The following is a 20,800-nucleotide window of genomic DNA, read 5'->3' as shown; positions in this document are numbered from 1 at the left end:
ACGAGCCTTTTGCTTTGTAATTACAATAGATTAATTCTTTATGACTTTAATTGTCTCTGAATTATTAATCGTTAAAAAATACATTCCTCTTGATAGTTTTTCAACTTTAATTTGTTGATTATTAGAAACGTCACCTTCTTGAACTTTGACTCCATTTATATTATAAATAACATACGAGCTTTCATCTGAAATGCCTATTAATGTAATGGCATCATTTACTGGGTTTGGATAAGTTTGCAGTTTAGTATTTGTGTTTTCAAACAAATCAACCATATTGTTTGCAACTCTTGATACATTATCATATTCATGACAGCCAATGTCATAAAGTCCCGTATCTCTATTATTTCCAAAAATATCATGAGTTACATAAGAAGAAGGATTAACTGCTTCATCTATTGCAGAAGAATTTGCTGTTAGCAAAAACATGCTATTAAGTGTATTGTATTCTAACTTAGGGTCTATGGTAGTTGATACAGGATTTATTCCTGTTTGTGGCCAATTATTTATTAATTCATGTTCTTCATTTTGATAATAAATATTTGAATAAAAGCTATTTGTTAGAAAGTCATTTTCATCTCCAGTGCCTAGCGTAAAGTCACCATCTATAAAGATGAAGGCAGTAAAAAATTCAAATGTTGATGTTTCACCATCTGTACTAAATATATTGTTCTCAAATTTACAATCTCTTGGCATTTCAGTAGCATCTATAGTGCTATCTTTTCTAAAATGTATGTTCATTTTACAATTTATTGCTGTGTTAAACGAAAACTTAGTATTTTCAACTCTTTCATATGTATAGTCAGTTGGGCTTCCTCCTTGAAACTGAATCACATAATCGCTCAGACCTTCAAAATAATTATTATAGATTTCATGATTTTTCCCTGAAGCAAAAACTCCTCCTTGTTTATTAAAATCAGTTTCATCTCCAAATACAAAAACATCATTATTACCATAAAATTTATTCCCAGCTACAACTACATTATTTCCACATCTAAGTTTAAGGTTTCCTGAACAATTTTTAAACGTGTTATTTAGATAAGAGTTTCCAGAAGATTTATTTGAAATTATTTCCGTATAATCATCTAAATTATAATTATAATCTTCAAAAGTATTGTTACTAACAGTAACATTCATTGTTGAAATTTCGTTTGAATTATTAAGTAAGCATGAGCCAATTTTAATCATAGAAGAAGCTTCTAATTGAAATTTTGGTCCAAAATAATTATCATCAATTAATCCTCTTAAATTATCATGCCCTGATTCCGGAGAATAATCAATATAATGACCTCTAGAGAATTTCCTTAAAAAAGTATTTGAAGATATGTTTGGTAGTGAGTCATTTACTAATTTTATATATGCCTTTAATTTACTATTTTTTATGACTCCATTCTCTTCATCATTATCATTTGGTAAATCATCATCTTCTTTAAATATATTATTTATAATTTTATTATTAAGTCCAGCTTCCAAATGAACATACGTTAAATAGCTATATTTATTTTTCAAAATACAATTATTAATTAGAAGATTCTCACTGTCTTTAGCATATATGTATCTTTTTCTGTGCTGTGCGTAGTATGATATTGGAATTTCATCTAAAAGTGAAGGAAACAAACTTGGGTCAGTTTCACGAAATGTTGAATTTGAAATTGTAGTATTTAGAGCACCATTTGTTATGGACACGTAAGTACCTTTGCTATATTTATTTTGAAAAATAGAGTTATCAATAGTATTGTTTATTCCTCCATTCATTCTTATATATAAATTGACCTCATCCGGAGCTGTAGAAGCACTAGTTTCTGAAAAATTACTATTTTTTATGGTATTCATGTTACTAGTAGGTCCAAAATCAATAATTCCTGTAACTCCACCATAAATGCTTCGCAGAAAAATAAATCCGTCTATCGTTAATTTTTTAGAATTATTAAGTTTCCATGCAACATCACCCTTGAGATAAACTCCTTGGGTAGATTCTGCTTTTATTGTGCATGGACAAGCATTTTCAACACTAACATTATTATTTACAGTTATATTTCGATTTAATTCCCCTGTTAAAGAAGTATAAATCCCATCTTCAACAATTATAGTTGTTTCCGTATCAACAGAGTTTAACTCCATCAAATCAATTTTTACATTTAATTCTGCTATAGTATTCACTGTATAGGTTACAGAATATGGGCATTGTGCTTTTACTATTGCTTGAAATCCCACAAACAATAGCATACATAGGTATATTTTTTTCATAAAAAGGGTTTTAATTAATGTTTACCTTAAAATACGAGTTATGCGATTGAACTCAAAAGAATGTTAATTAAAAAACCTGTCTTTGCAGTTAATTATTTCATAAATCCTTAAACGTCATTTTATTTAACATTAAACCTGAAGCTGGTGCAATGTAATTGACTTCTAATGTAGAATTTGGTAAGAGTGAACGCTTGATGAAATCTAAATCGAGTTCGTGTCTTCCTAATAGAATTAATGTTCCCATCATCATACGAATTTGATGACGTTTGAAACCTGCTCCTTGTACACGTAATACATAGCTTTGTTCAGGAAAGAAACTTGCCGTATGAATATCATTTTCAACAATTTCACACAATTCAATTTCACCTTCTAAAATGGTATGTTCTGTAGGTTTGTAGCAATAGGTTTTTAGGTAATGATTCCCTTCAAAGAGTTTTGCTCCTTTTTTCATCAATTCAATATCTAAATCGCCTAAAACATTTGTCATATATGGTGCTGCAAACGGATGATATTTTTTGCCAAACGCAAATAAATAGATATATTCTTTTACTTTCGGATGTTGAATGATATTAAACTTTTCATTTGTTTCTGTAATCGCTAAAGCGCGAATGTCTTGTGGTAAGTTTTTATTGAAAAGTGGTAAAAACTCAGGAATATTAAGCGTTTCATTATCTAAAAACAATTCGATAGCAATTTCATTAGCCGAAACTTTTGCATCAGTTCTTCCTGATGCTAAGAGCTTAAAATTTTTATGCCCAAATACATACGCCAACGTACGTTCTGTCATACGTTGTACTGTATTTACATCTGGTTGTTTTTGCCAACCATGATATCGAAATCCTAAGTATTGTAAGGTAATGAGATAGTAATAACGTTTTCTTCTCAAACTATATGAATTAGTTTTTAGACTAGATTTAAGTGGCTTTGAGTAAAATGAGTCCTAAGCCAAATATAACAACAGGAATACTCCAAAGTTTCCAGATTTCAGTAGCCGTTACTTTGTCTTTGATTGCTCTATTTTTGATTTGTAACATACGCTTTCCATTGTAATACATTGAATTGAATATATATAACACAAATCCTGTTAAAACTACATAAAATATAAGTGTATAGGTTTCGTAGAATAGAAAAAAGCTACTATTTGTTGCTCTCACTAAAACAATACTTACCACACATAAAATACTTAATTGTAAAAAAGAAATATACATCGTTGCTAACGATACTATCTTTGTATGTTTTTGCTTCTTTGAGCGCGCTTTATAGCTTAGAATTGCCTTGTAAAATAATTGTTCAAACATGGTTTTGTATGGAATACTATGCAATAATAGTCTAAAATTTGCAGAAAGGGTAATTTTGTCTATTGGTTATTCACTTGATTGTTGATTTCGTGATGGTTAATTAAAAAATGAATTATTCAAAAATTAATTCATTACATATTTATGTATTTTTATGTTATCAAATTGAATCACTTTTCTCTACTCTTCAACACATTTACAATATCATTGAGCTTAAAACCTTTTGCTTGCAATAATATTAAATAATGAAACAATAAATCTGCACTTTCATTTAAGAATAAATCATCATTCTCATCTTTGGCTTCTATGACAACTTCTACAGCTTCCTCTCCTACTTTCTGTGCAATTTTATTAATTCCTTTTCGAAATAAAGAAGCAACATAACTTTTTTCATCCTCTTTATTTTCTTTACGATTTTGTATCGTGTCTTCTAATTGATTTAGAAATCCAAAAGACGTGGTATTTTCTTCATTCCAACATGTATCTGAACCTTTATGACACGTTGGTCCGGCAGGTTTTACTTTGATTAATAACGTATCTTCATCACAATCATTTTGAATGCTTATCAGATTAAGAAAATTTCCACTTTCTTCTCCTTTTGTCCATAAACGTTGTTTTGTTCTACTAAAAAAAGTTACTTTTTTCGTTTCGACAGTTTTTGTATATGCTTCTTCATTCATATAACCCAACATTAATACATTTTTGGTTGTATTGTCTTGAATGATTACCGGTACTAACCCGTCGTTATTTTTATTGAAATTGATGTTCATTATTTGGTAATTGGATTTTAGGTATTGGGTATTGGTTATTTGGTTTTGAATCTCGATAGTTACGCTAGATATTTTCAATAATACTAGATGTGACAAATTTACTATTTATTATCTCTTAGTGTTTTTCTAACTATCTAAAAATCTAAGAAGTCTATAACCTCACATTGATTCCGTTAGCTTTTAGGTTTTGTTTGAGTTCTGGAATTCCAATTTCTTTGAAGTGGAAAACACTCGCAGCTAAGGCAGCATCTGCTTTTCCATTAACAAAAGTGTCTTTGAAATGCGTCATATTTCCTGCGCCTCCTGAGGCAATAATTGGAATGTTTACGATTTCTGATAGTTTCGCCAACGCTTCATTAGCAAATCCATCTTTGGTTCCGTCATTGTCCATAGACGTGAATAGAATTTCGCCAGCGCCACGTTTTTCTACTTCTTTTGCCCAATCAAATAGCTTGATATCAGTTGGCACTTTTCCACCAACTAAGTGTACAATCCATTCTCCATCAACATTTTTAGCATCAATTGCTACCACAATACATTGGTTTCCAAATTTTGAGGCTAGTTCATTGATTAATTCTGGTCGTTTCACCGCTGCTGAATTGATAGAGACTTTGTCTGCGCCGGCTTGTAACAATCGATCAACATCTTCTGTAGATGAAATTCCACCACCAACTGTAAACGGAATATCTACTTGTGCAGCAACATCTAATACTAGTTTCTGCAATGTTTTGCGACGTTCTTCCGTTGCAGATATGTCTAGAAAAACTAATTCATCCGCTCCTTCATCTGCATATATTTTTGCCAATTCTACAGGGTCACCAGCATCACGCAAATTCACAAAATTGACACCTTTTACTGTGCGTCCATTTTTAATATCTAAACAAGGAATGATTCTTTTTGTAAGCATGATTTTAAATTAAAGTAATGTTTCTAGCTGTTTGAGTGAAATTCTATTCTCATAAATTGCTTTTCCTATAATAACACCTTCACAACCTAATATTTTCAGTTTTGGTAATTCATCAAAAGTAGAAATTCCGCCTGAAGCAATTAGCTTTAAACTGCTATCCGATTTTTTAAGGATTTTTTCATACAAATCAAATGATGGACCTTCTAACATTCCGTCTTTGGCAATATCTGTACAGATTACGTATTCAATGCCTTTTTGTTGGTATTTTTGAATGAATGGAATCAATTCTTCATTACTTTCTTCTTGCCAACCGCTGATAGCAATTTTTTCATCCATCGCATCTGCGCCCAATATGATATGTTCGCTGCCATATTTTTGAATCCAATTTGTAAAAATTTCTTCATTTTTTACAGCAATACTTCCGCCTGTAATTTGTGTTGCGCCACTTTCAAAAGCAATGTGTAAGTCTTCATCTGACTTTAATCCGCCACCAAAATCTATTTGTAAATTCGTTTTTGAAGCAACTTCTTCTAGTATTTTATAATTTACAATATGTTTCGCCTTAGCGCCATCTAAATCCACCATATGTAAATACTGAATTCCAGCATCTTCAAACTGCTTTGCCACTTCTAATGGACTTTCATTATATATTTTTTTTGTGTTGTAATCACCTTTGGAAAGACGCACACATTTTCCGTCGATGATATCTATTGCTGGTATGATTCTCATGAGTTAGTATTGAGGTTTTAGTAATGAGTATTGAGATTGCTTGTTTTACTCGCTTATTTTTTACTTTTTTATTGATTTGTTTGTTTGTCTTTTGTTAGTGAAGGTTGATTTAGAATTCAAACTGTACTTTGAAACTTCTCAATTCTAAATTCTCACATCTCATGACTACTTTATAGTTTTAGAAAGTTTTCTAATAGTTTGCTTCCAGCTTTGCTACTTTTTTCTGGATGAAATTGCACACCATAAAAGTTGTCTTTTTGCAAAGCAGATGCATAATTGATATCATAAGTGCTTTCTGCGATCATTTCACTTGATTTTTTAGCGTAATAACTGTGAACCAAATACATATATTCATTCTCACGAACATTTGCAAACAAAGGACTTTCTAGATTTTGAATCGTGTTCCAACCAATTTGTGGCACTTTTACATTCTCAGAAAAACGAACAACATCTGTGTCAAATATTCCTAAACCTTTCGTATTTCCTTCTTCTGAAGTATTGCACATTAATTGCATCCCTAAGCAGATTCCTAATACTGGTTGCGTTAACGTTGGAATAATTGCATCAAGTTGACTTTCTTTTAGCTTTTTCATGGCACTGCTCGCCTCTCCTACGCCTGGAAAGATGACTTTGTCTGCATTTCTAATTTCTTCCACATTATTACTCAAAATCGCTTCCACACCAAGTCGTTGCAATGCAAATTTGATGCTTTGTATGTTTCCTGCTCCGTAATTTATGATGACTACTTTCATTTTTATAGTATTGAGATTTTAGATGTTAGTATTGAGATACTTTGAAACTCAGTTCTCATTATTAACATCTCACAACTATTTTACAACATTCCCTTGGTTGATGGCAAAATCATTTTTTCTACATCTCTTTTCACCGCTGCTTTGATTGCTTTTGCAAACGATTTGAAGATAGCTTCAATTTTGTGATGCTCATTCGTTCCTTCTGCTTTAATGTTTAGATTCGCTTTTGCGCCATCTGTAAACGATTTGAAGAAGTGGAAAAACATTTCTGTTGGCATTTCCCCAATCATTTCACGTTTGAAATCAGCTTCCCAAACCAACCAGTTTCTTCCACCAAAGTCAATGGCCACTTGCGCTAAACAGTCGTCCATTGGCAAACAGAAACCGTAACGCTCTATGCCTAGTTTATTTCCTAAGGCTTCCGCAAATACTTCGCCTAGGGCAATTGCTGTATCTTCAATTGTATGATGTTCGTCAACTTCTAAATCGCCTTTTACGGTAATGTCTAAATCTAATTGTCCATGACGCGCAATTTGATCTAACATGTGATCGAAAAACGAAATTCCCGTATCTATGTTAGATTTTCCAGTTCCATCCAGATTTAAATCAATTTGAATTTTCGTTTCGTTCGTATTTCGTGTCAATGAAGCTTTGCGTTCTTTTGCTTTTAGGTATGTGTAAATTTCATCCCAATCATTTGATTCTAAACCTATATATTCATCTAATTCAGAGCGTTTTACTGTAATCTCATCAGTTCCTAAAAACGTTTCATCATTGATGTAAATTCCTTTTGAACCTAAATTTTTTGCCAATTCAATGTCTGTTAAACGATCACCGATGACAAATGAATTTTTCAAATCATAGGTTTCTGAGAAATATTCTGTTAGTAAACCTGTATTTGGTTTACGTGTTGGCGCATTGTCTTTGGCAAATGTTCTATCAATGACAATTTTATCAAAAATAATATTCTCACCTTCAAGTGTTTGCAAAATAAAATCATGTACAGGCCAAAATGTATTTTCAGGATATACTGCTGTTCCTAAACCATCTTGATTGGTAATCATTACCAATTCAAAATCGAGTTCACTTGCAATTTTTCGTAGTGCAGACAATGCTTTTGGGTAGAATTCTAGTTTTTCAAAACTATCTATTTGTTCGTCTGCTGGTTCTTTAATGATCGTTCCATCACGATCTATGAATAATACTTTACGCATAATATTTTTCTTTTGTCATTCCTGCGAAGGCAGGAATCTATTTGTTTTATTTTTTGTGTGACACTGAATCAAGTTCAGTGTGACGTTTCTTGTAATTTTCGTCATGCTGAACTCGATTCAGCATCTTATAGTTTTGTTTTTGGATTCCTGTCTGCACAGGAATGACACTCAGGATTTCGAAATTGATAATAATTCTTCTATTAGTTTTTCATTCTCTTTTTCAGTTCCAACCGTTAATCGTAAGCAGTTTTCACATAAAGGTTGTGTCGTACGATTACGAATTACAATCCCTTTTTCTATCAATTGATTGTAACGTATATTGGCATCATCTACTTTTACCAATACAAAATTTGCATCCGAAGGAAAGATCTCAGTGATGAATTTTATGCTTTTCAATGCATTGATCAATAGCGTTTTATTCTTCTCTATTTCTACAATTTCTATTTGCACACCTTCTGCATCTTCTATACGTTCCAACGCATACGCTTGCGTCAGCAAATTTACGTTATACGGTGGTTTTATACGATTTAAAATGTCAACAATAGTGAACGAAGCATAACAGATTCCAAGTCTGATACCTGCCATCCCATACGCTTTTGAAAGCGTTTGCGTTATGATAAGGTTTGGAAATTCCTCTAGTCGATTCAACCAACTTTCTTGACCAGAGAAGTCTATATATGCTTCGTCTATCACTATAATTCCATTAAATTCTTTCAGTAATTTTTCAACCGTTGTTTTGTCAAAACTATTTCCTGTTGGATTGTTTGGTGAACATAAAAACAAGATTTTACTGTTTTTGTCAGCAGCGCTTAAAATTTCGTCTGCTTTGGGTTGAAATGATTGTGTTAATAATACTTCTTTGGTTTCTATATCATTAATACCTGCCAACACTTTGTACATTCCGTATGTTGGTGGTAATATGATGATATTGTCTTCTTTTGGTTCACAAAATGCTCTGAAAATCAAATCGAGTATTTCATCACTTCCATTTCCTAAGACAATATTTTTTGGATTGCAATTTTTCACCTTTGCTAAAGCTACTTTTACATCTTTTTGTCTTGGGTCTGGATAACGATTGACACCATTTTCATATGGATTTTCGTTTGCATCCAGAAAAACCATTTTGCTTCCAGAAGCTTTATATTCATCTCTTGCAGAAGAATACGGTTTGAGTGTTTTTATGTTTTCTCGTATGAGATTTTCTATGTTGATCATTTTTGTTATAGCTTTTGGATTCCTGCCTTCGCAGGAATGACAACTGAGTTATTTTAGACTTTCTAATCGTAGGGTTACGGCGTTTTTGTGTGCTTGTAAACCTTCTGCTTCTGCCATGAGTTCAATAGCATTTCCAATGTTTTGAATTCCTTGTGATGTAATTTTTTGAAACGTCATGCTTTTTTGAAAACTCCCTAGGTTTACACCTGAGTATGCTTTTGCATAGCCGTTTGTTGGCAAGGTATGATTGGTTCCAGAAGCATAATCCCCTGCACTTTCTGGCGTATAGTTTCCAACAAAGACAGAACCTGCATTTTGAATTCCTCTCGTATAGAAATCTTCATCATTTACACAAATGATAAAGTGTTCTGGACCGTATTCATTGATTAATTCCAATGCAGTTTGATCAGTTGAAACATAGATTAATTTTGAATTTGCTATCGCTTTGGTTGCAATTTCTTTTCGCGGTAAGGTTGCTAGTTGCGATTCTACAGCAATTTCTACTTTCTCTAAGAAATCTTTTGAGGTTGTCACTAATATTACCTGACTGTCTGTTCCGTGTTCTGCTTGACTTAATAAATCTGATGCTACAAAACCTGCATTTGCTGATTCGTCTGCAACTACTAATAATTCGCTAGGTCCGGCAGGCATATCAATGGCAACTCCGTATTTCGTTGCTAATTGTTTCGCAACTGTTACAAATTGATTTCCAGGTCCAAATATTTTGTATACTTTAGAAATGGTTTCTGTTCCAAAAGTCATTCCTGCAATCGCTTGAATTCCTCCAACTTTGTATATTTTAGTAATTCCGCATAGTTGTGCAGTATATAATATTGCGGCATTCACTTTTCCTTCTTTGTTTGGTGGTGTACATAAGATAATTTCGTTACAACCAGCTATTTTTGCAGGAACTGCCAACATTAAAATCGTAGAGAATAATGGTGCTGTTCCGCCAGGAATGTACAATCCTACTTTTTGAATGGCTCTTTTTTCTTGCCAGCATCGAACTCCTTGTGTAGTTTCAATTTCTATTTTTGGTGTTTCTTGTGCTTTGTGAAATTTGCTAATGTTCGTTTTTGCAATAGCAATGGCTTCTTTGAGTTCTGTTGAAACTTCAGCGTTTGCTGAGTCAATTTCAGCTTGACTGACAACTAAATCATCTAACTTCACATTATCAAAGAACGATGTATATTTTTTGATCGCTTGATCACCATTTTTTTGAACTTCCGAGAATATTTGTGAAACTGTCGCTTCGATGTCGTCAACAGTTTGTGTTGGTCGTGCTAGTATTGTTGTCCAACTAGCTGGTTTTGGGTTAAATATTTTGTTCATTAGAGTACCATTTTTTCGATTGGACATACTAAAATTCCTTCTGCTCCATTTTGTTTGAGTTCATCAATTACCGCCCAAAAATCTTCTTTTTTGATTACTGAATGTAATGAACTCCAGCCTTCTTCCGCTAAAGGAAGTATTGTTGGACTTTTTAAAACTGGTAAAATTTTACTAATGGCTTCTATTTTTTCATTAGGAGCGTTTAATAGTATGTATTTTGAACTTCGTGCTGTAAGTACAGCTTGAATTCGAAATTGTAATTTTTGAAGTATTTGTTTTTCTTCTGCTTGTATTTTAGGTGAAACCGCCAAAACCGCTTCACTTTTTAGCATTACTTCTACTTCTTTCAAATTGTTTTTGAATAGTGTGCTTCCGCTAGAAACAATATCACAGATAGCATCTGCCAATCCAATATTTGGCGCAATTTCTACAGAACCATTGATGATGTGTAACTCTGCATTGATATCTCTTTCTTTTAAATATGTTTTTACTGTTTCTGGATATGAAGTCGCAATACGCTTGCCTTCGAAGTCTTTTACGGAGTTGTATGTCTCTCCTTTTGGAATTGCCAATGAGACTTTACATTTAGAAAATCCGAGCTTTTCTGCAATGGTAATATTATTTCCTTTTTCAACTAATACATTTTCTCCAATGATGGCTATATCTACAACACCATCCCGTAAATACTGTGGAATATCACCATTTCTGAGATAAAACACTTCTAATGGAAAATTACGTGCAGAAGCTTTGAGTTGATCTTTTCCATTGTCGATGGAAATTCCGCAATCTTTTAAAATTTTAAGGGAATCTTCGTTGAGTCGCCCAGATTTTTGAATAGCAATTTTTAACTTTTTCATTTTTGTTTTTTTAGTTTGAAGTCAAAAATTGGGCATAAAAAAACCCGTTTGATGAATTCAAACGGGTTTTAAATATATTTTAAATTACTTCAATACATTATCATCTCGCTTGATTGCCAGTGTGAAAATGATGATGATGTAATTGTGTAAATGTCATTTGTTGTTTTATTTGATGCAAATGTAATTAATAATTTTTATTGTCTGCAACTATTTATATAAATATTTTTTTGTCCAATGATTGCCGTTTATCGAAAATATGATACGAATTACTGTATTTTTATTTTTTTAGATTGTGATATCGAAAATGAATTCCTATTTTTAGAAGCGTTATTAGCCAGCCCACTCTATGAAACATTTTTTTATTGCCTTTGTCCTGTTTTGCACATGGTTTTACTTTGGTTTTCAGTACTATGAATGTAAAGTAAAGAATTTATGTGAAGACACTATGGTTGTAGTTGAAGAACCCAAAGTTATTGCGCCAAAACCTGTAGAAAAACCACTTACTTTTTTACCTTTTTCTATTCAGAAAAATATGGATATTGTGTCGATTATAGACAGCACGTCCAATCCTTTACAGACATATTTTGATTATTTAAATAAGCATCAGAAAGAAGAATTAGTGATTACTTCCTTTTTTAGTAAAGCAGAAAATGGAACTATTGCACTTTCACGAAGTGAATCTGTAAAGAAAAAATTGGCTGATTTTGGAATTAATACAGATCGTGTTATTTTTCAAACAAAACAAAGTGATATTACATTTGAAAATGACACATATGTGAATGGTTTTGCTTATGAATATCAAACAATGTCAGATGAACGTATACAAGCAATTGATAAAGGAATTGCGTCTAAAATTTTGTATGCTGGATTTGGTTCTAAGACCTTTAAACCAGATAATACATTGAAAGCATATGCGCAAGAATTGAAAAGTTTTTTAGTTAAACATCCTACGAAACATGTTGAAATTATTGGTCATACTGATAGTAATGGAGAAGCTGAAGCGAATATGTGGTTTGGAAAACAACGTGCTAAAAGTGTGATGGATTATTTTATTGCACAAGATATTGATGCTTCTAGATTAAGGATTACTTCTAAAGGAGAAACAGCTCCGATAGCACCAAATACTAGAGAAGGACAACGATTGAATAGACGAATTGAAATTAATGTTACAGATAATTAATTATAAATAACTCAAACCCTACAAACCAATACTAACTAACACAACTGATTAACCATATGTCACTTTTATTTTTACAAAACCTCACTCCTGTTACTAGTTGGGAATATTTTGTCGTTTTCATACTTGGATTTGGATGCTTTCTGATAGGATGGTTTTTTGCCAAACGCAAGACAAAACGTAAGTATGTAAAATTACTTGAAGAATGCGAATCTAAAAAAGCTGAAATTATTAATACAAATTACGCTCCTTCTGAAGGTGTCCGTGCTGTAAAAACGCGTGAACGTTCTGGAAAAGCAGTTGGTTCTGAAGGAGATACTAGTATAGATACTGAAAATTCGCCTTTGAACTTTGAAAGCTTTGGCGTTGCCGATGCTTCTCAGAAAGATGATTTGAAACGTATTAAAGGTGTTGGTCCTTTCATTGAAGAGAAATTGAATACGATTGGAATTTACACTTTTGATCAAATTAGTAAGTTTACACCAGAAGACATGCAAACTGTAACCGAATTGATTTCTTTTTTCCCAGGACGTATTGAACGTGATGATTGGAAAGGTCAGGCAGCAGTATTGAAAAAAGCTGGAAATACTGATTTTAGTAAACGTTTGAGTTCTGAGACTTGATTTCGACTTACGCTCAATAACCGAGCTTCAACTATGCTTAGTCGATAAGTTTTGAATTTACTCAATGATTGATATAAAAAAAGGGAAACAATATTGTTTCCCTTTTTTTATATGCATGATTTGATTTTTATTGATTTCCAAGAATTAATGGCATTCCGCTATCTCCTGAACCAATTACAATTACTTTACTGTTTGGTGATTCTGACAGTTTTATAGTTGCTTCTATTCCTTTGTCTTGTAGAATTTTATCCGTTAATGATGCACTTAAAATTTTGTTTGCATCTGCTTTACCTTGTGCTTCAATACGTACTTTCTCTGCTTCTTTCTGTGCAGTAACTAATCTAAATTCATATTCTAAAGATTCTTGTTCTTGCTTTAGTTTACGTTCAATTGCTTGTTTAATTGTTGGTGGTAAAGTAACATCTCTAATTAAAACTCTTTCTAAAATAATATACTGCTCATCAACTATTTTCTTTGTTTCTTCAAAGATTTCTTGTTGAATTGCATCACGTTTACTAGAGTATAATTGTTCTGGAGTATAACGTCCAACTACACTACGTGCCGCACTTCGAACAGCAGGTTGCAATACACTTCTTAAGTAACTTTCTCCTTTTTCATTGTGTAATCTTCCCAAATTAGCAACATCAGGCATATATTGAACAGATGCATCCAATTTTATATCTAATCCATTAGAAGATAATACAGACATCGCTTCAGGGACTTCCTGTAAACGTGTTTCATAATCAATAACTTTGTTCCAAGGTGCAATTAAATGAAATCCTGGGCCTAAAGCATCTTCGTCAGAATCAACTCCATTTCCTAATGTTTCATATAATACACCTGCATGTCCTGCATCAATTGTTACTGAAGATTTCACTACAACAATTATTGCTATTAATGCTATAACTAGCAACGGTATTCCAATTTTAGGTACTTTATCCATCTTGTTTCTTTGTTTTTTATGTTCTTTTATTAAATAAGTCCGTTATATTTTCTTGAAAACCACTCCAACGCGAGGCAAATTGTAATGAATGCGAGCAAGTATTTCCAATCTATCAAAGATACGACCTTTTCGTTACTTTTCTCAATAGTTTTAAAACGCTGATCACTTAGTAAGGTAGAAATTAATTGTGCTGTATTATTATTTACATGAAATGTTTTTCCATTTGATTTATCTGCAATGGCTTGCAATCGTATGGTATCAGCATTTAAGAATTGTTTTTCAATGTCAAATTCTAATATTTTGAAACTTCCCGATTTTCGAATATTCTTCCCTTCTGCTCTCACTGTAAAATCATACGATCCTGACGGCAAACTGTTTAAGTCAACTGTATAAAAACCAGCACTTAATAACATTGGGTATGTCGTAGTGGTTTCAGTATCTGTATTTTTAATGATTGCCGTTAAGTTCGCATTGGCGTCAAATTCGTACGAAGGATTGAAATATTGTGCCGTTAGTTGAATTTCTCTATTTCCATAATAGAATGATTCATATCCAAGAGTTAACCGTTCACGTTTTTTGTTGGATGCTAAATATTGAATCAGTTTTCCTAAAAATGTATCAAATTCAATAAAGTTTTCTTGTGCTAAAAAACTATGTGCGCGCCACTTCCAAATGTTTTCACCAGCTAAGATCGCTGCACGTTTATTATCTACTGAATAAGTTGCTAATAAAGCACCATCAGTAGAAACACCAGATATTAATTGTGATAATATAATTTCATGTGCAACGTTGAACTCTACTTCACCAAAAGCATTTTCTAGTGGTGGATATTCTGAAAAGTCAATATTATCTATTAAAAAATTACTATAGTTTGTGTTTAAACGTCCTTGAACTTCTTCAGTTTCTGAAAGTTCTTCTTTTTTAAAACTTGTTTGGATATCATTTAAGAAATTCCAATCCGTTTGTGTACCAGTTATTGTAAGTGTATTTTTTTGTAATTGCTCACTTGTTTCAAATACTTGTTGAAATTTTCGTGTTGGCTGATAGAAAATAACTAATTGATAATCATTTAGTTTACTTGAAGCTTCATTCGATTTTAAAATATCAACACTACGCAATTCATTGCTTTCCAAGCTTTTTTTCAATGCGCCCAAATCTGGATGAATGACATCTGAAATCAGTGCGATTTTCACTTTCTGATCAATAACTTCAACGGCAAAGTATCGTATGTTATTTTGTTTGTTTTTTTCTGTATTTAAAGGAATTAATGTAGCTTGTAATGTTTGTACACCAATTTTTGAAGCTGCTATATTAAGATTGACAACTTGTGAATTGTCCGTTGGAGAAAACGTTAGTTCTTTACTCGCCAAACGCTTTCCATTGGAAGAAAGCACCAAATTCGTTTGAACCGTTTCGTTTCCAGTATAGGTTGCAATTATTTCTACTGGAAATTTATTTTTTAGATACGCATATTTATTCGCGTTAAGCTGATTAATTTTTAAATCAACATATGTTATGGTGTCTCCTACTATGATAGGGAAAATAGGTTGTTTTATTTTTGAGGAAAGAAATTGATAATCATTTCCATAGGTTTGGTTTCCATCCGTAATTAGAATTGTAGGTGCAATTACATCTTTATAGAGCTTGTTTACATCTACTAAAGCTTTGCCTATATTCGTTTGTTGTCCATCAAAATTAATAGAATCATTTTCAATTAATTTGTTTGAAAATGTATAGGTGTCAATTTCAAACTTGTTTTGAAGTTCTTTTGAATTTCTTAATGAATTCAACACTTCTAAGACTTTAGCATCGTATCCTAATTCAGTAATTGATGAAGAATTATCAACCGCAATTGTTAAGTTTGGCTTTTCCGCGAAATAACTTTTTTGTTTAAATTTTGGGTTGATGATTAAGAGTAATAATGAAAATACACTTAAGAATCTCAAAAACGAAAAAAACACTAATTTTTTAGTGCGTTTTTTCGTTTTGTAGTAATAATGAAACAGCGCTACAAGTGCTGAAAATATTACTGCTATACTGATATATACTATCGTTACTGTTTGCAATCGTTAGTTTTGTTTTGTTTTAATGATTTCAAAAGAGTTTAAAAAACGTTGAATACTAGCGTTTTTATCTTTGTCTGTTAAGCAAATTACTTGTGTAATGAACATAGGGTTTTCAACTAAATATGCATTGATATAAATAAATCCATCTTGCATTTTAATTTTGATACTTCTTCCTGGATACCCATTGAATTTGACTTTATTGTCATATACAAGCTTTCCTTGCACATTTTTAACAGCGCCTTCAACAGCACCATCTAATACGCCACTATTATAATCATCATCTGCGTCTTTAAATTGAGCTTCTGGATAATCTGAACGAATTATTGAATATATGGCATTGTCGTCTCCTTCAACTGGCGCATGCATAATCATGTGCATATCTAATTCTCCAACAGCTGTATTTACTTTTTGTACTGTTCGTTTCGGTTCTTTTGGAAACGTGGCTACAAAAGCTAAATCTTCCGATTTATATTTTGTCCAATCTTGTGCATCTACAGTACTGAATGACAGAAATAGTACTGTTAATACTAAAAACGTTTTCTTCATATGTGATTTTTATTAGTGGGTTTTATGTTAACATTCCACCGTCAACATTGAGGACTTGCCCTGTAATATATGCTGACATATCGCTTGCAAGAAATACACATACATTTGCTACATCTTCTGGTGATCCTCCTCTTTTTAATGGAATTGCTTCTCTCCAGCTTTTTACAACATCTTCTGCTAATTTTCCAGTCATTTCAGTTTCAATAAAACCTGGTGCAATTACATTACTACGAATGTTTCTTGAGCCTAATTCTAAAGCAACTGATTTTGAGAATCCAATGATTCCTGCTTTTGAAGCCGCATAGTTAGTTTGTCCAGCATTTCCTTTAACACCAACAACAGAACTCATGTTTATAATTGAACCTTTACGTTGCTTTAACATGGTACGTTGTACCGCTTTTGTCATGTTGAATACAGATTTCAGATTTACTTCTATTACTTTGTCGAAGTCTTCTTCCGAGATACGCATTAATAGGTTATCTTTTGTAATTCCAGCATTGTTGATCAAGACATCTATAGAACCAAATTCTTTTAATACTTCTGCTGCTAAATCTTGTGATTGTTGAAAATCTGCAGCATTACTTTGGTATCCTTTAGCTTTTACACCTAAAGCATTTAATTCTTTTTCTAACTCGTTTGCAGCATCTACTGATGAACTGTATGTAAATGCTACGTTTGCCCCATGAGCTGCAAATACTTGCGCTATTCCTTTTCCTATTCCTCTACTTGCACCTGTAATGATGGCTGTTTTGCCTTCTAGTAATTTCATGTGTTTGTTTTTATGTCTTTTCTCAATTATATGTAACATTCACATAATTGATTCTATATAATAGCTATTATTCATAGCCACATATTTTTAGAATGGTTTGTTATTTTTAGTCGTTTACACAGTTATTATAAAAACAACTTTGTGTTTATACTTCAAATATAATTTTTTTAGTGCTAGATAGAAAGATATTGACATAAAAAAAGCGCTTCTTTCGAAGCGCTTATCTTTTTTATTGTTTTATATCTTTTGCTTTTTCATAGTTGAAAAGATAATCAATGTCCATTTCTTGAATTTTACCAAGTTTTGATAACGCATCCATGTCAACATCTTTCTTGTTTCCAATCACCATTACGTTGTATTGTTCTCCTTTGATATTTTCGTTAAAGAATGCTTTTAAATCAGCAAGTGTCATTTTTTCAATTGCTTTGTACATTTCTTCTCTGTGGTCATAATCAATTCCTTGTTTTTGAAGTCTTTCATACGTCCAAAAAATATTTGATTTCGTGATACGTTGTGCAGCAAGTTTTTTAAGTGTAGCTTCTTTTGCTGCATTGAATTGATCTTCAGCTTCAGGCATATCGTTCATTAGGTTCATCATTGCATCAACTGCTTGTGGCATTTTGTTTGCTTGTGTTCCAATATAAGCCATTACATAGTTAGCATCGTTTTTATCAGATGCTTGATTATAGAATGAATATGCAGAGTATGCTAATGATTTAGATTCCCTAATTTCTTGGAATACAATTGATGATAATCCAGCTCCAAAGTAAGTATTGAATAATGTAGAAGCGGCCATGTTTTCTGGCTTAAAAGGGCTTCCTTTTGCTAAGAACATCATTTCTGCTTGTACCATATCATAATCAACAAAGAATACATTTCCTCCAGTTTCAAGTTCTACGTAATCTGTTGCTGCAGGATAGTCTTTTAAATCATCTGCAACTTTATGGTTTGTATTTAATGCTGCTACAGCTGCATCAACATCTTTACCATAATAGAATATACGCTGATCAAAGTTTTTAAGATCTTTTACGATATCAACTAATTCTTGAGGATTCATTGCCTCTAAGTCAGAGTTACTGTATATGTTACGTAGACGAGAGTTTTCACCATATTTAGCATAACTCATTAATCCTCTTTGTAAAATACTACCTTTTCTTGTTTTGTTATCTTGTCTTCCTTTGATAATTTGCGCTACATATTTGTCATATGCTTCTTGATTTGGCACTGCATTGTCAAGTAAGTGAGAAAGTAACTCTAATCCTTTAGGTAAATTTTCTTTTAAACCATTTAAACCAATATATGATTTTTCAGAACCAGCGCTTACATAGTAGCTAATTCCTAATTTGTAGAATTCTTTCTTTAATTCTTCTGCTGAGTATTTGTCAGTTCCTAAGTATTCTAAGTATCCAACTCCTAAACCAAGTTTTTTGTCATTATCTCTTCCCATGTCAAAAATGATATTCATATCGAATAAATCATTCTTCTCATTTTCGATGTATGAAACTTTGATTCCGTTTTCTAATTTAGTTTCCTTGATAGCTGATTTGAAGTCTACAAACTTAGGTTGTAATGGTTCAGCTTGTATTTTATTGAATTCTTTTATGAAATCAGAACTCTTATCTCTATTAAGTTTTACTGGCGTAATTCCTGGGTTCTGAACTTTTACGATAGAGTTATCAGCTCCTTTACGTTTGTACGTTACTACATAATTATCTTTGTAGAATTTGTTTGCGAAGTCTACTAATTCTTGCTTTGAGATTTTTTTAAGTTCTCCTAAGAATTTTACTTTTTTAGCCCAATCTTCATGGTGAATAAATGCATTAACATATGCATCTGCTAAAGCTGAACTATTCTCGTATTGTTGTGTTTGACTTAATTTTAAATCATTGATTACAGCATCAATCATCCATTCGTCAAATTCACCTTTTTTAAGTTTTTCAATTTGCTCTAAAAGCAAATTCTTTACTTCATCAAGTGATTGACCTGCTTTTGGATATCCTGTGAATGAGTGGTATCCGTAGTCATTTAAGAATGTTGGAGAACATCCTGCATTTTGCACAACTTGTTTTTGATTTAAGTTTAAGTCAATTAAACCTGCATTTCCGTTCGCAAGAATCATATCTGCTAAGGTTACAAATTTTTCATCTTCAGAGTTTACACCATCTGTACGGAAAGCGATTGAAATGTTTTCAGCCGTTGGCCCAAAAACTTCTTTTACTACAGGAGAAGTGATTGCTTCTTCTTTTGGTAATGTTGGATGTACAACTTCTTTTTTCTCCATTGTTCCGAAAGAAGCATTTACTTTTTTGATTGTTTCATCAAAGTCAAAATCTCCAACTAATACCATTGCCATATTATTTGGCACATAGTATTTGTCAAAGTAGTTGTGAATTGATACCATTGAAGGGTTTTTTAAATGCTCTCCTGTACCAATTGTAGTTTGTTGTCCGTATGGGTGATTTGGAAATAAACCATCTAACATTGCAGCATAACTTTTTCTAAAGTCATTATCTTGCCCTCTGTTAAATTCTTCAAATACCGCTTCTAATTCTGTGTGGAATAAACGTAATACTAATTTACCAAAACGTTCATTTTCTAACTTTAACCATTTATCTAATTCATTAGCTGGAATTTTGTTAGTATAAACCGTTTGCTCAAACCATGTATATGCATTTGTACCTGTTGCTCCTAAAGAACTTGACATTTTATCATATTCATTAGCAACACTATAGTTAGATGCCTCTAAAGATACTTGGTCAATTTTCTTGTATAATTCATTTTTCTTAGCTGGATCAGTTTCTGCTTTGTGTTGTTCATACAAATCAGATATTTGTTTAAGGTATTCTTTTTCCTTTTCCCAATCTACTGTTCCAATTTCATCTGTACCTTTAAATACCATATGTTCCAAATAGTGTGCTAAACCTGTAGCTTCTTTTGGATCATAATTAGAACCAGCTCTTACAGCAATATATGTTTGAATTTTTGGCTCTTCACTGTTTTTACTTAAATATACTTTTAGTCCATTGTCTAAAGTATATAAACGCAATCCAGTTGGATCATTGGTAACGGTTTCATATGATATACCGTTAGCATCTTTGTGTTGTTCTATTTTGATGACATCAGCATCAGAACTACCATCTTTTTGTTTACAACTGAAAATCGCTAGTGTACAAACGATTAGCAGCAGCAGATTGATTCTTTTCATTATAATTTTGATTAGTTTATAGTAACTTAAACGCTAAAAATATGATTATTATATATAAGATATGATAATTCCTTATTTTTTTAACATTTAATTAATTTATGCGTGATACGTCTATTATAAAACTCTTTTGTTACAGTTTAAATGTTAATTTTTAAA

At 32.1% G+C, this 20,800-nt stretch carries 18 protein-coding genes; 2 read left to right on the top strand and 16 right to left on the bottom strand.

The genetic code is table 11. From position 1 onward, the window contains the following. Positions 1-30 precede the first annotated feature (30 nt). From Q0828_RS11940 to hisG, 11 genes are all read right to left on the bottom strand, one after another. Positions 31-2,244, bottom strand: a complete 2,214-nt coding sequence (locus Q0828_RS11940; protein ID WP_298420896.1) for a chondroitinase-B domain-containing protein — start codon at positions 2,242-2,244, stop codon at positions 31-33. Between the two features lie 97 nt (positions 2,245-2,341). Further along, entirely contained in the window at positions 2,342-3,130 is a 789-nt protein-coding gene (locus Q0828_RS11935) for a tRNA pseudouridine(38-40) synthase TruA (protein ID WP_298420894.1), read from the bottom strand. Positions 3,131-3,158: 28 nt separating this feature from the next. Further along, complete coding sequence (locus tag Q0828_RS11930) at positions 3,159-3,542, bottom strand: hypothetical protein (protein WP_298420892.1); 384 nt, start codon at positions 3,540-3,542, stop codon at positions 3,159-3,161. A gap of 167 nt (positions 3,543-3,709) precedes the next feature. Beyond that, positions 3,710-4,309 carry a bifunctional phosphoribosyl-AMP cyclohydrolase/phosphoribosyl-ATP diphosphatase HisIE gene (gene hisIE / locus Q0828_RS11925; RefSeq protein ID WP_298420890.1) on the bottom strand — a complete coding sequence of 200 codons (600 nt, stop codon included), beginning with the start codon at positions 4,307-4,309 and terminating at the stop codon, positions 3,710-3,712. A gap of 151 nt (positions 4,310-4,460) precedes the next feature. Next, positions 4,461-5,216, bottom strand: coding sequence for an imidazole glycerol phosphate synthase subunit HisF (gene hisF / locus Q0828_RS11920; RefSeq protein WP_298420888.1), 756 nt, complete (start codon positions 5,214-5,216; stop codon positions 4,461-4,463). Between the two features lie 9 nt (positions 5,217-5,225). Beyond that, on the bottom strand, positions 5,226-5,945 hold the full coding sequence (gene hisA / locus Q0828_RS11915; RefSeq protein ID WP_298420886.1) for a 1-(5-phosphoribosyl)-5-[(5-phosphoribosylamino)methylideneamino]imidazole-4-carboxamide isomerase: 720 nt from the start codon (positions 5,943-5,945) through the stop codon (positions 5,226-5,228). A 170-nt stretch (positions 5,946-6,115) separates the two neighbouring features. Further along, positions 6,116-6,697, bottom strand: coding sequence for an imidazole glycerol phosphate synthase subunit HisH (hisH, locus tag Q0828_RS11910; RefSeq protein WP_298420884.1), 582 nt, complete (start codon positions 6,695-6,697; stop codon positions 6,116-6,118). 80 nt (positions 6,698-6,777) lie between these two features. Continuing rightward, positions 6,778-7,911 carry a bifunctional histidinol-phosphatase/imidazoleglycerol-phosphate dehydratase HisB gene (hisB, locus tag Q0828_RS11905; protein WP_298420882.1) on the bottom strand — a complete coding sequence of 378 codons (1,134 nt, stop codon included), beginning with the start codon at positions 7,909-7,911 and terminating at the stop codon, positions 6,778-6,780. A gap of 168 nt (positions 7,912-8,079) precedes the next feature. Continuing rightward, the gene (gene hisC / locus Q0828_RS11900) at positions 8,080-9,126 is read right to left on the bottom strand and encodes a histidinol-phosphate transaminase (protein ID WP_298420880.1); all 1,047 of its coding nucleotides are present in this window, start codon (positions 9,124-9,126) and stop codon (positions 8,080-8,082) included. 48 nt (positions 9,127-9,174) lie between these two features. Beyond that, positions 9,175-10,458 (bottom strand): histidinol dehydrogenase, encoded by a 1,284-nt coding sequence (gene hisD, locus Q0828_RS11895; RefSeq protein ID WP_298420878.1) that lies wholly within the window; start codon positions 10,456-10,458, stop codon positions 9,175-9,177. After that, positions 10,458-11,315, bottom strand: a complete 858-nt coding sequence (hisG, locus tag Q0828_RS11890; protein WP_298420876.1) for an ATP phosphoribosyltransferase — start codon at positions 11,313-11,315, stop codon at positions 10,458-10,460. The genes hisD and hisG overlap by 1 nt, the downstream gene beginning before the upstream one ends. Before the next feature lie 346 nt (positions 11,316-11,661). On the opposite strand from hisG, the gene Q0828_RS11885 reads away from it, so the two are divergent. Together Q0828_RS11885 and Q0828_RS11880 are read left to right on the top strand one after the other, a co-directional pair. After that, on the top strand, positions 11,662-12,495 hold the full coding sequence (locus Q0828_RS11885; protein ID WP_298420874.1) for an OmpA family protein: 834 nt from the start codon (positions 11,662-11,664) through the stop codon (positions 12,493-12,495). Between the two features lie 56 nt (positions 12,496-12,551). After that, positions 12,552-13,115, top strand: coding sequence for a hypothetical protein (locus Q0828_RS11880; protein WP_298420871.1), 564 nt, complete (start codon positions 12,552-12,554; stop codon positions 13,113-13,115). A 127-nt stretch (positions 13,116-13,242) separates the two neighbouring features. Here Q0828_RS11880 and Q0828_RS11875 read toward each other — a convergent pair whose 3' ends face one another. The 5 genes from Q0828_RS11875 to Q0828_RS11855 form a co-directional block, all read right to left on the bottom strand. Further along, complete coding sequence (locus tag Q0828_RS11875) at positions 13,243-14,058, bottom strand: prohibitin family protein (protein WP_298420869.1); 816 nt, start codon at positions 14,056-14,058, stop codon at positions 13,243-13,245. Between the two features lie 29 nt (positions 14,059-14,087). Next, complete coding sequence (locus Q0828_RS11870; RefSeq protein ID WP_298420868.1) at positions 14,088-16,004, bottom strand: VWA domain-containing protein; 1,917 nt, start codon at positions 16,002-16,004, stop codon at positions 14,088-14,090. 123 nt (positions 16,005-16,127) lie between these two features. Further along, the gene (locus Q0828_RS11865; protein WP_298420867.1) at positions 16,128-16,670 is read right to left on the bottom strand and encodes a hypothetical protein; all 543 of its coding nucleotides are present in this window, start codon (positions 16,668-16,670) and stop codon (positions 16,128-16,130) included. A gap of 22 nt (positions 16,671-16,692) precedes the next feature. Further along, complete coding sequence (fabG, locus tag Q0828_RS11860) at positions 16,693-17,439, bottom strand: 3-oxoacyl-[acyl-carrier-protein] reductase (protein ID WP_298420865.1); 747 nt, start codon at positions 17,437-17,439, stop codon at positions 16,693-16,695. Positions 17,440-17,668: 229 nt separating this feature from the next. Then, positions 17,669-20,644, bottom strand: coding sequence for a M16 family metallopeptidase (locus Q0828_RS11855; RefSeq protein ID WP_298420863.1), 2,976 nt, complete (start codon positions 20,642-20,644; stop codon positions 17,669-17,671). Positions 20,645-20,800 lie beyond the last annotated feature (156 nt).

It is taken from the genome of uncultured Kordia sp., from assembly GCF_947496985.1.
Taxonomy (GTDB): domain Bacteria; phylum Bacteroidota; class Bacteroidia; order Flavobacteriales; family Flavobacteriaceae; genus Kordia.
This window is presented reverse-complemented; position numbering and strand designations above follow the sequence as displayed.

What these genes read in the sequence shown, in the direction of transcription:
- Q0828_RS11885 (WP_298420874.1), top strand. Translation starts at nt 11,662, where the DNA reads ATGAAACATTTTTTTATTGCCTTTGTCCTGTTTTGCACATGGTTTTAC.
- Q0828_RS11875 (WP_298420869.1), bottom strand. Translation starts at nt 14,058, where the DNA reads ATGGATAAAGTACCTAAAATTGGAATACCGTTGCTAGTTATAGCATTA.
- Q0828_RS11880 (WP_298420871.1), top strand. Translation starts at nt 12,552, where the DNA reads ATGTCACTTTTATTTTTACAAAACCTCACTCCTGTTACTAGTTGGGAA.
- hisB (WP_298420882.1), bottom strand. Translation starts at nt 7,911, where the DNA reads ATGCGTAAAGTATTATTCATAGATCGTGATGGAACGATCATTAAAGAA.
- fabG (WP_298420865.1), bottom strand. Translation starts at nt 17,439, where the DNA reads ATGAAATTACTAGAAGGCAAAACAGCCATCATTACAGGTGCAAGTAGA.
- Q0828_RS11930 (WP_298420892.1), bottom strand. Translation starts at nt 3,542, where the DNA reads ATGTTTGAACAATTATTTTACAAGGCAATTCTAAGCTATAAAGCGCGC.
- hisA (WP_298420886.1), bottom strand. Translation starts at nt 5,945, where the DNA reads ATGAGAATCATACCAGCAATAGATATCATCGACGGAAAATGTGTGCGT.
- Q0828_RS11940 (WP_298420896.1), bottom strand. Translation starts at nt 2,244, where the DNA reads ATGAAAAAAATATACCTATGTATGCTATTGTTTGTGGGATTTCAAGCA.
- hisD (WP_298420878.1), bottom strand. Translation starts at nt 10,458, where the DNA reads ATGAACAAAATATTTAACCCAAAACCAGCTAGTTGGACAACAATACTA.
- hisC (WP_298420880.1), bottom strand. Translation starts at nt 9,126, where the DNA reads ATGATCAACATAGAAAATCTCATACGAGAAAACATAAAAACACTCAAA.
- hisG (WP_298420876.1), bottom strand. Translation starts at nt 11,315, where the DNA reads ATGAAAAAGTTAAAAATTGCTATTCAAAAATCTGGGCGACTCAACGAA.
- hisF (WP_298420888.1), bottom strand. Translation starts at nt 5,216, where the DNA reads ATGCTTACAAAAAGAATCATTCCTTGTTTAGATATTAAAAATGGACGC.
- Q0828_RS11865 (WP_298420867.1), bottom strand. Translation starts at nt 16,670, where the DNA reads ATGAAGAAAACGTTTTTAGTATTAACAGTACTATTTCTGTCATTCAGT.
- hisIE (WP_298420890.1), bottom strand. Translation starts at nt 4,309, where the DNA reads ATGAACATCAATTTCAATAAAAATAACGACGGGTTAGTACCGGTAATC.
- Q0828_RS11855 (WP_298420863.1), bottom strand. Translation starts at nt 20,644, where the DNA reads ATGAAAAGAATCAATCTGCTGCTGCTAATCGTTTGTACACTAGCGATT.
- hisH (WP_298420884.1), bottom strand. Translation starts at nt 6,697, where the DNA reads ATGAAAGTAGTCATCATAAATTACGGAGCAGGAAACATACAAAGCATC.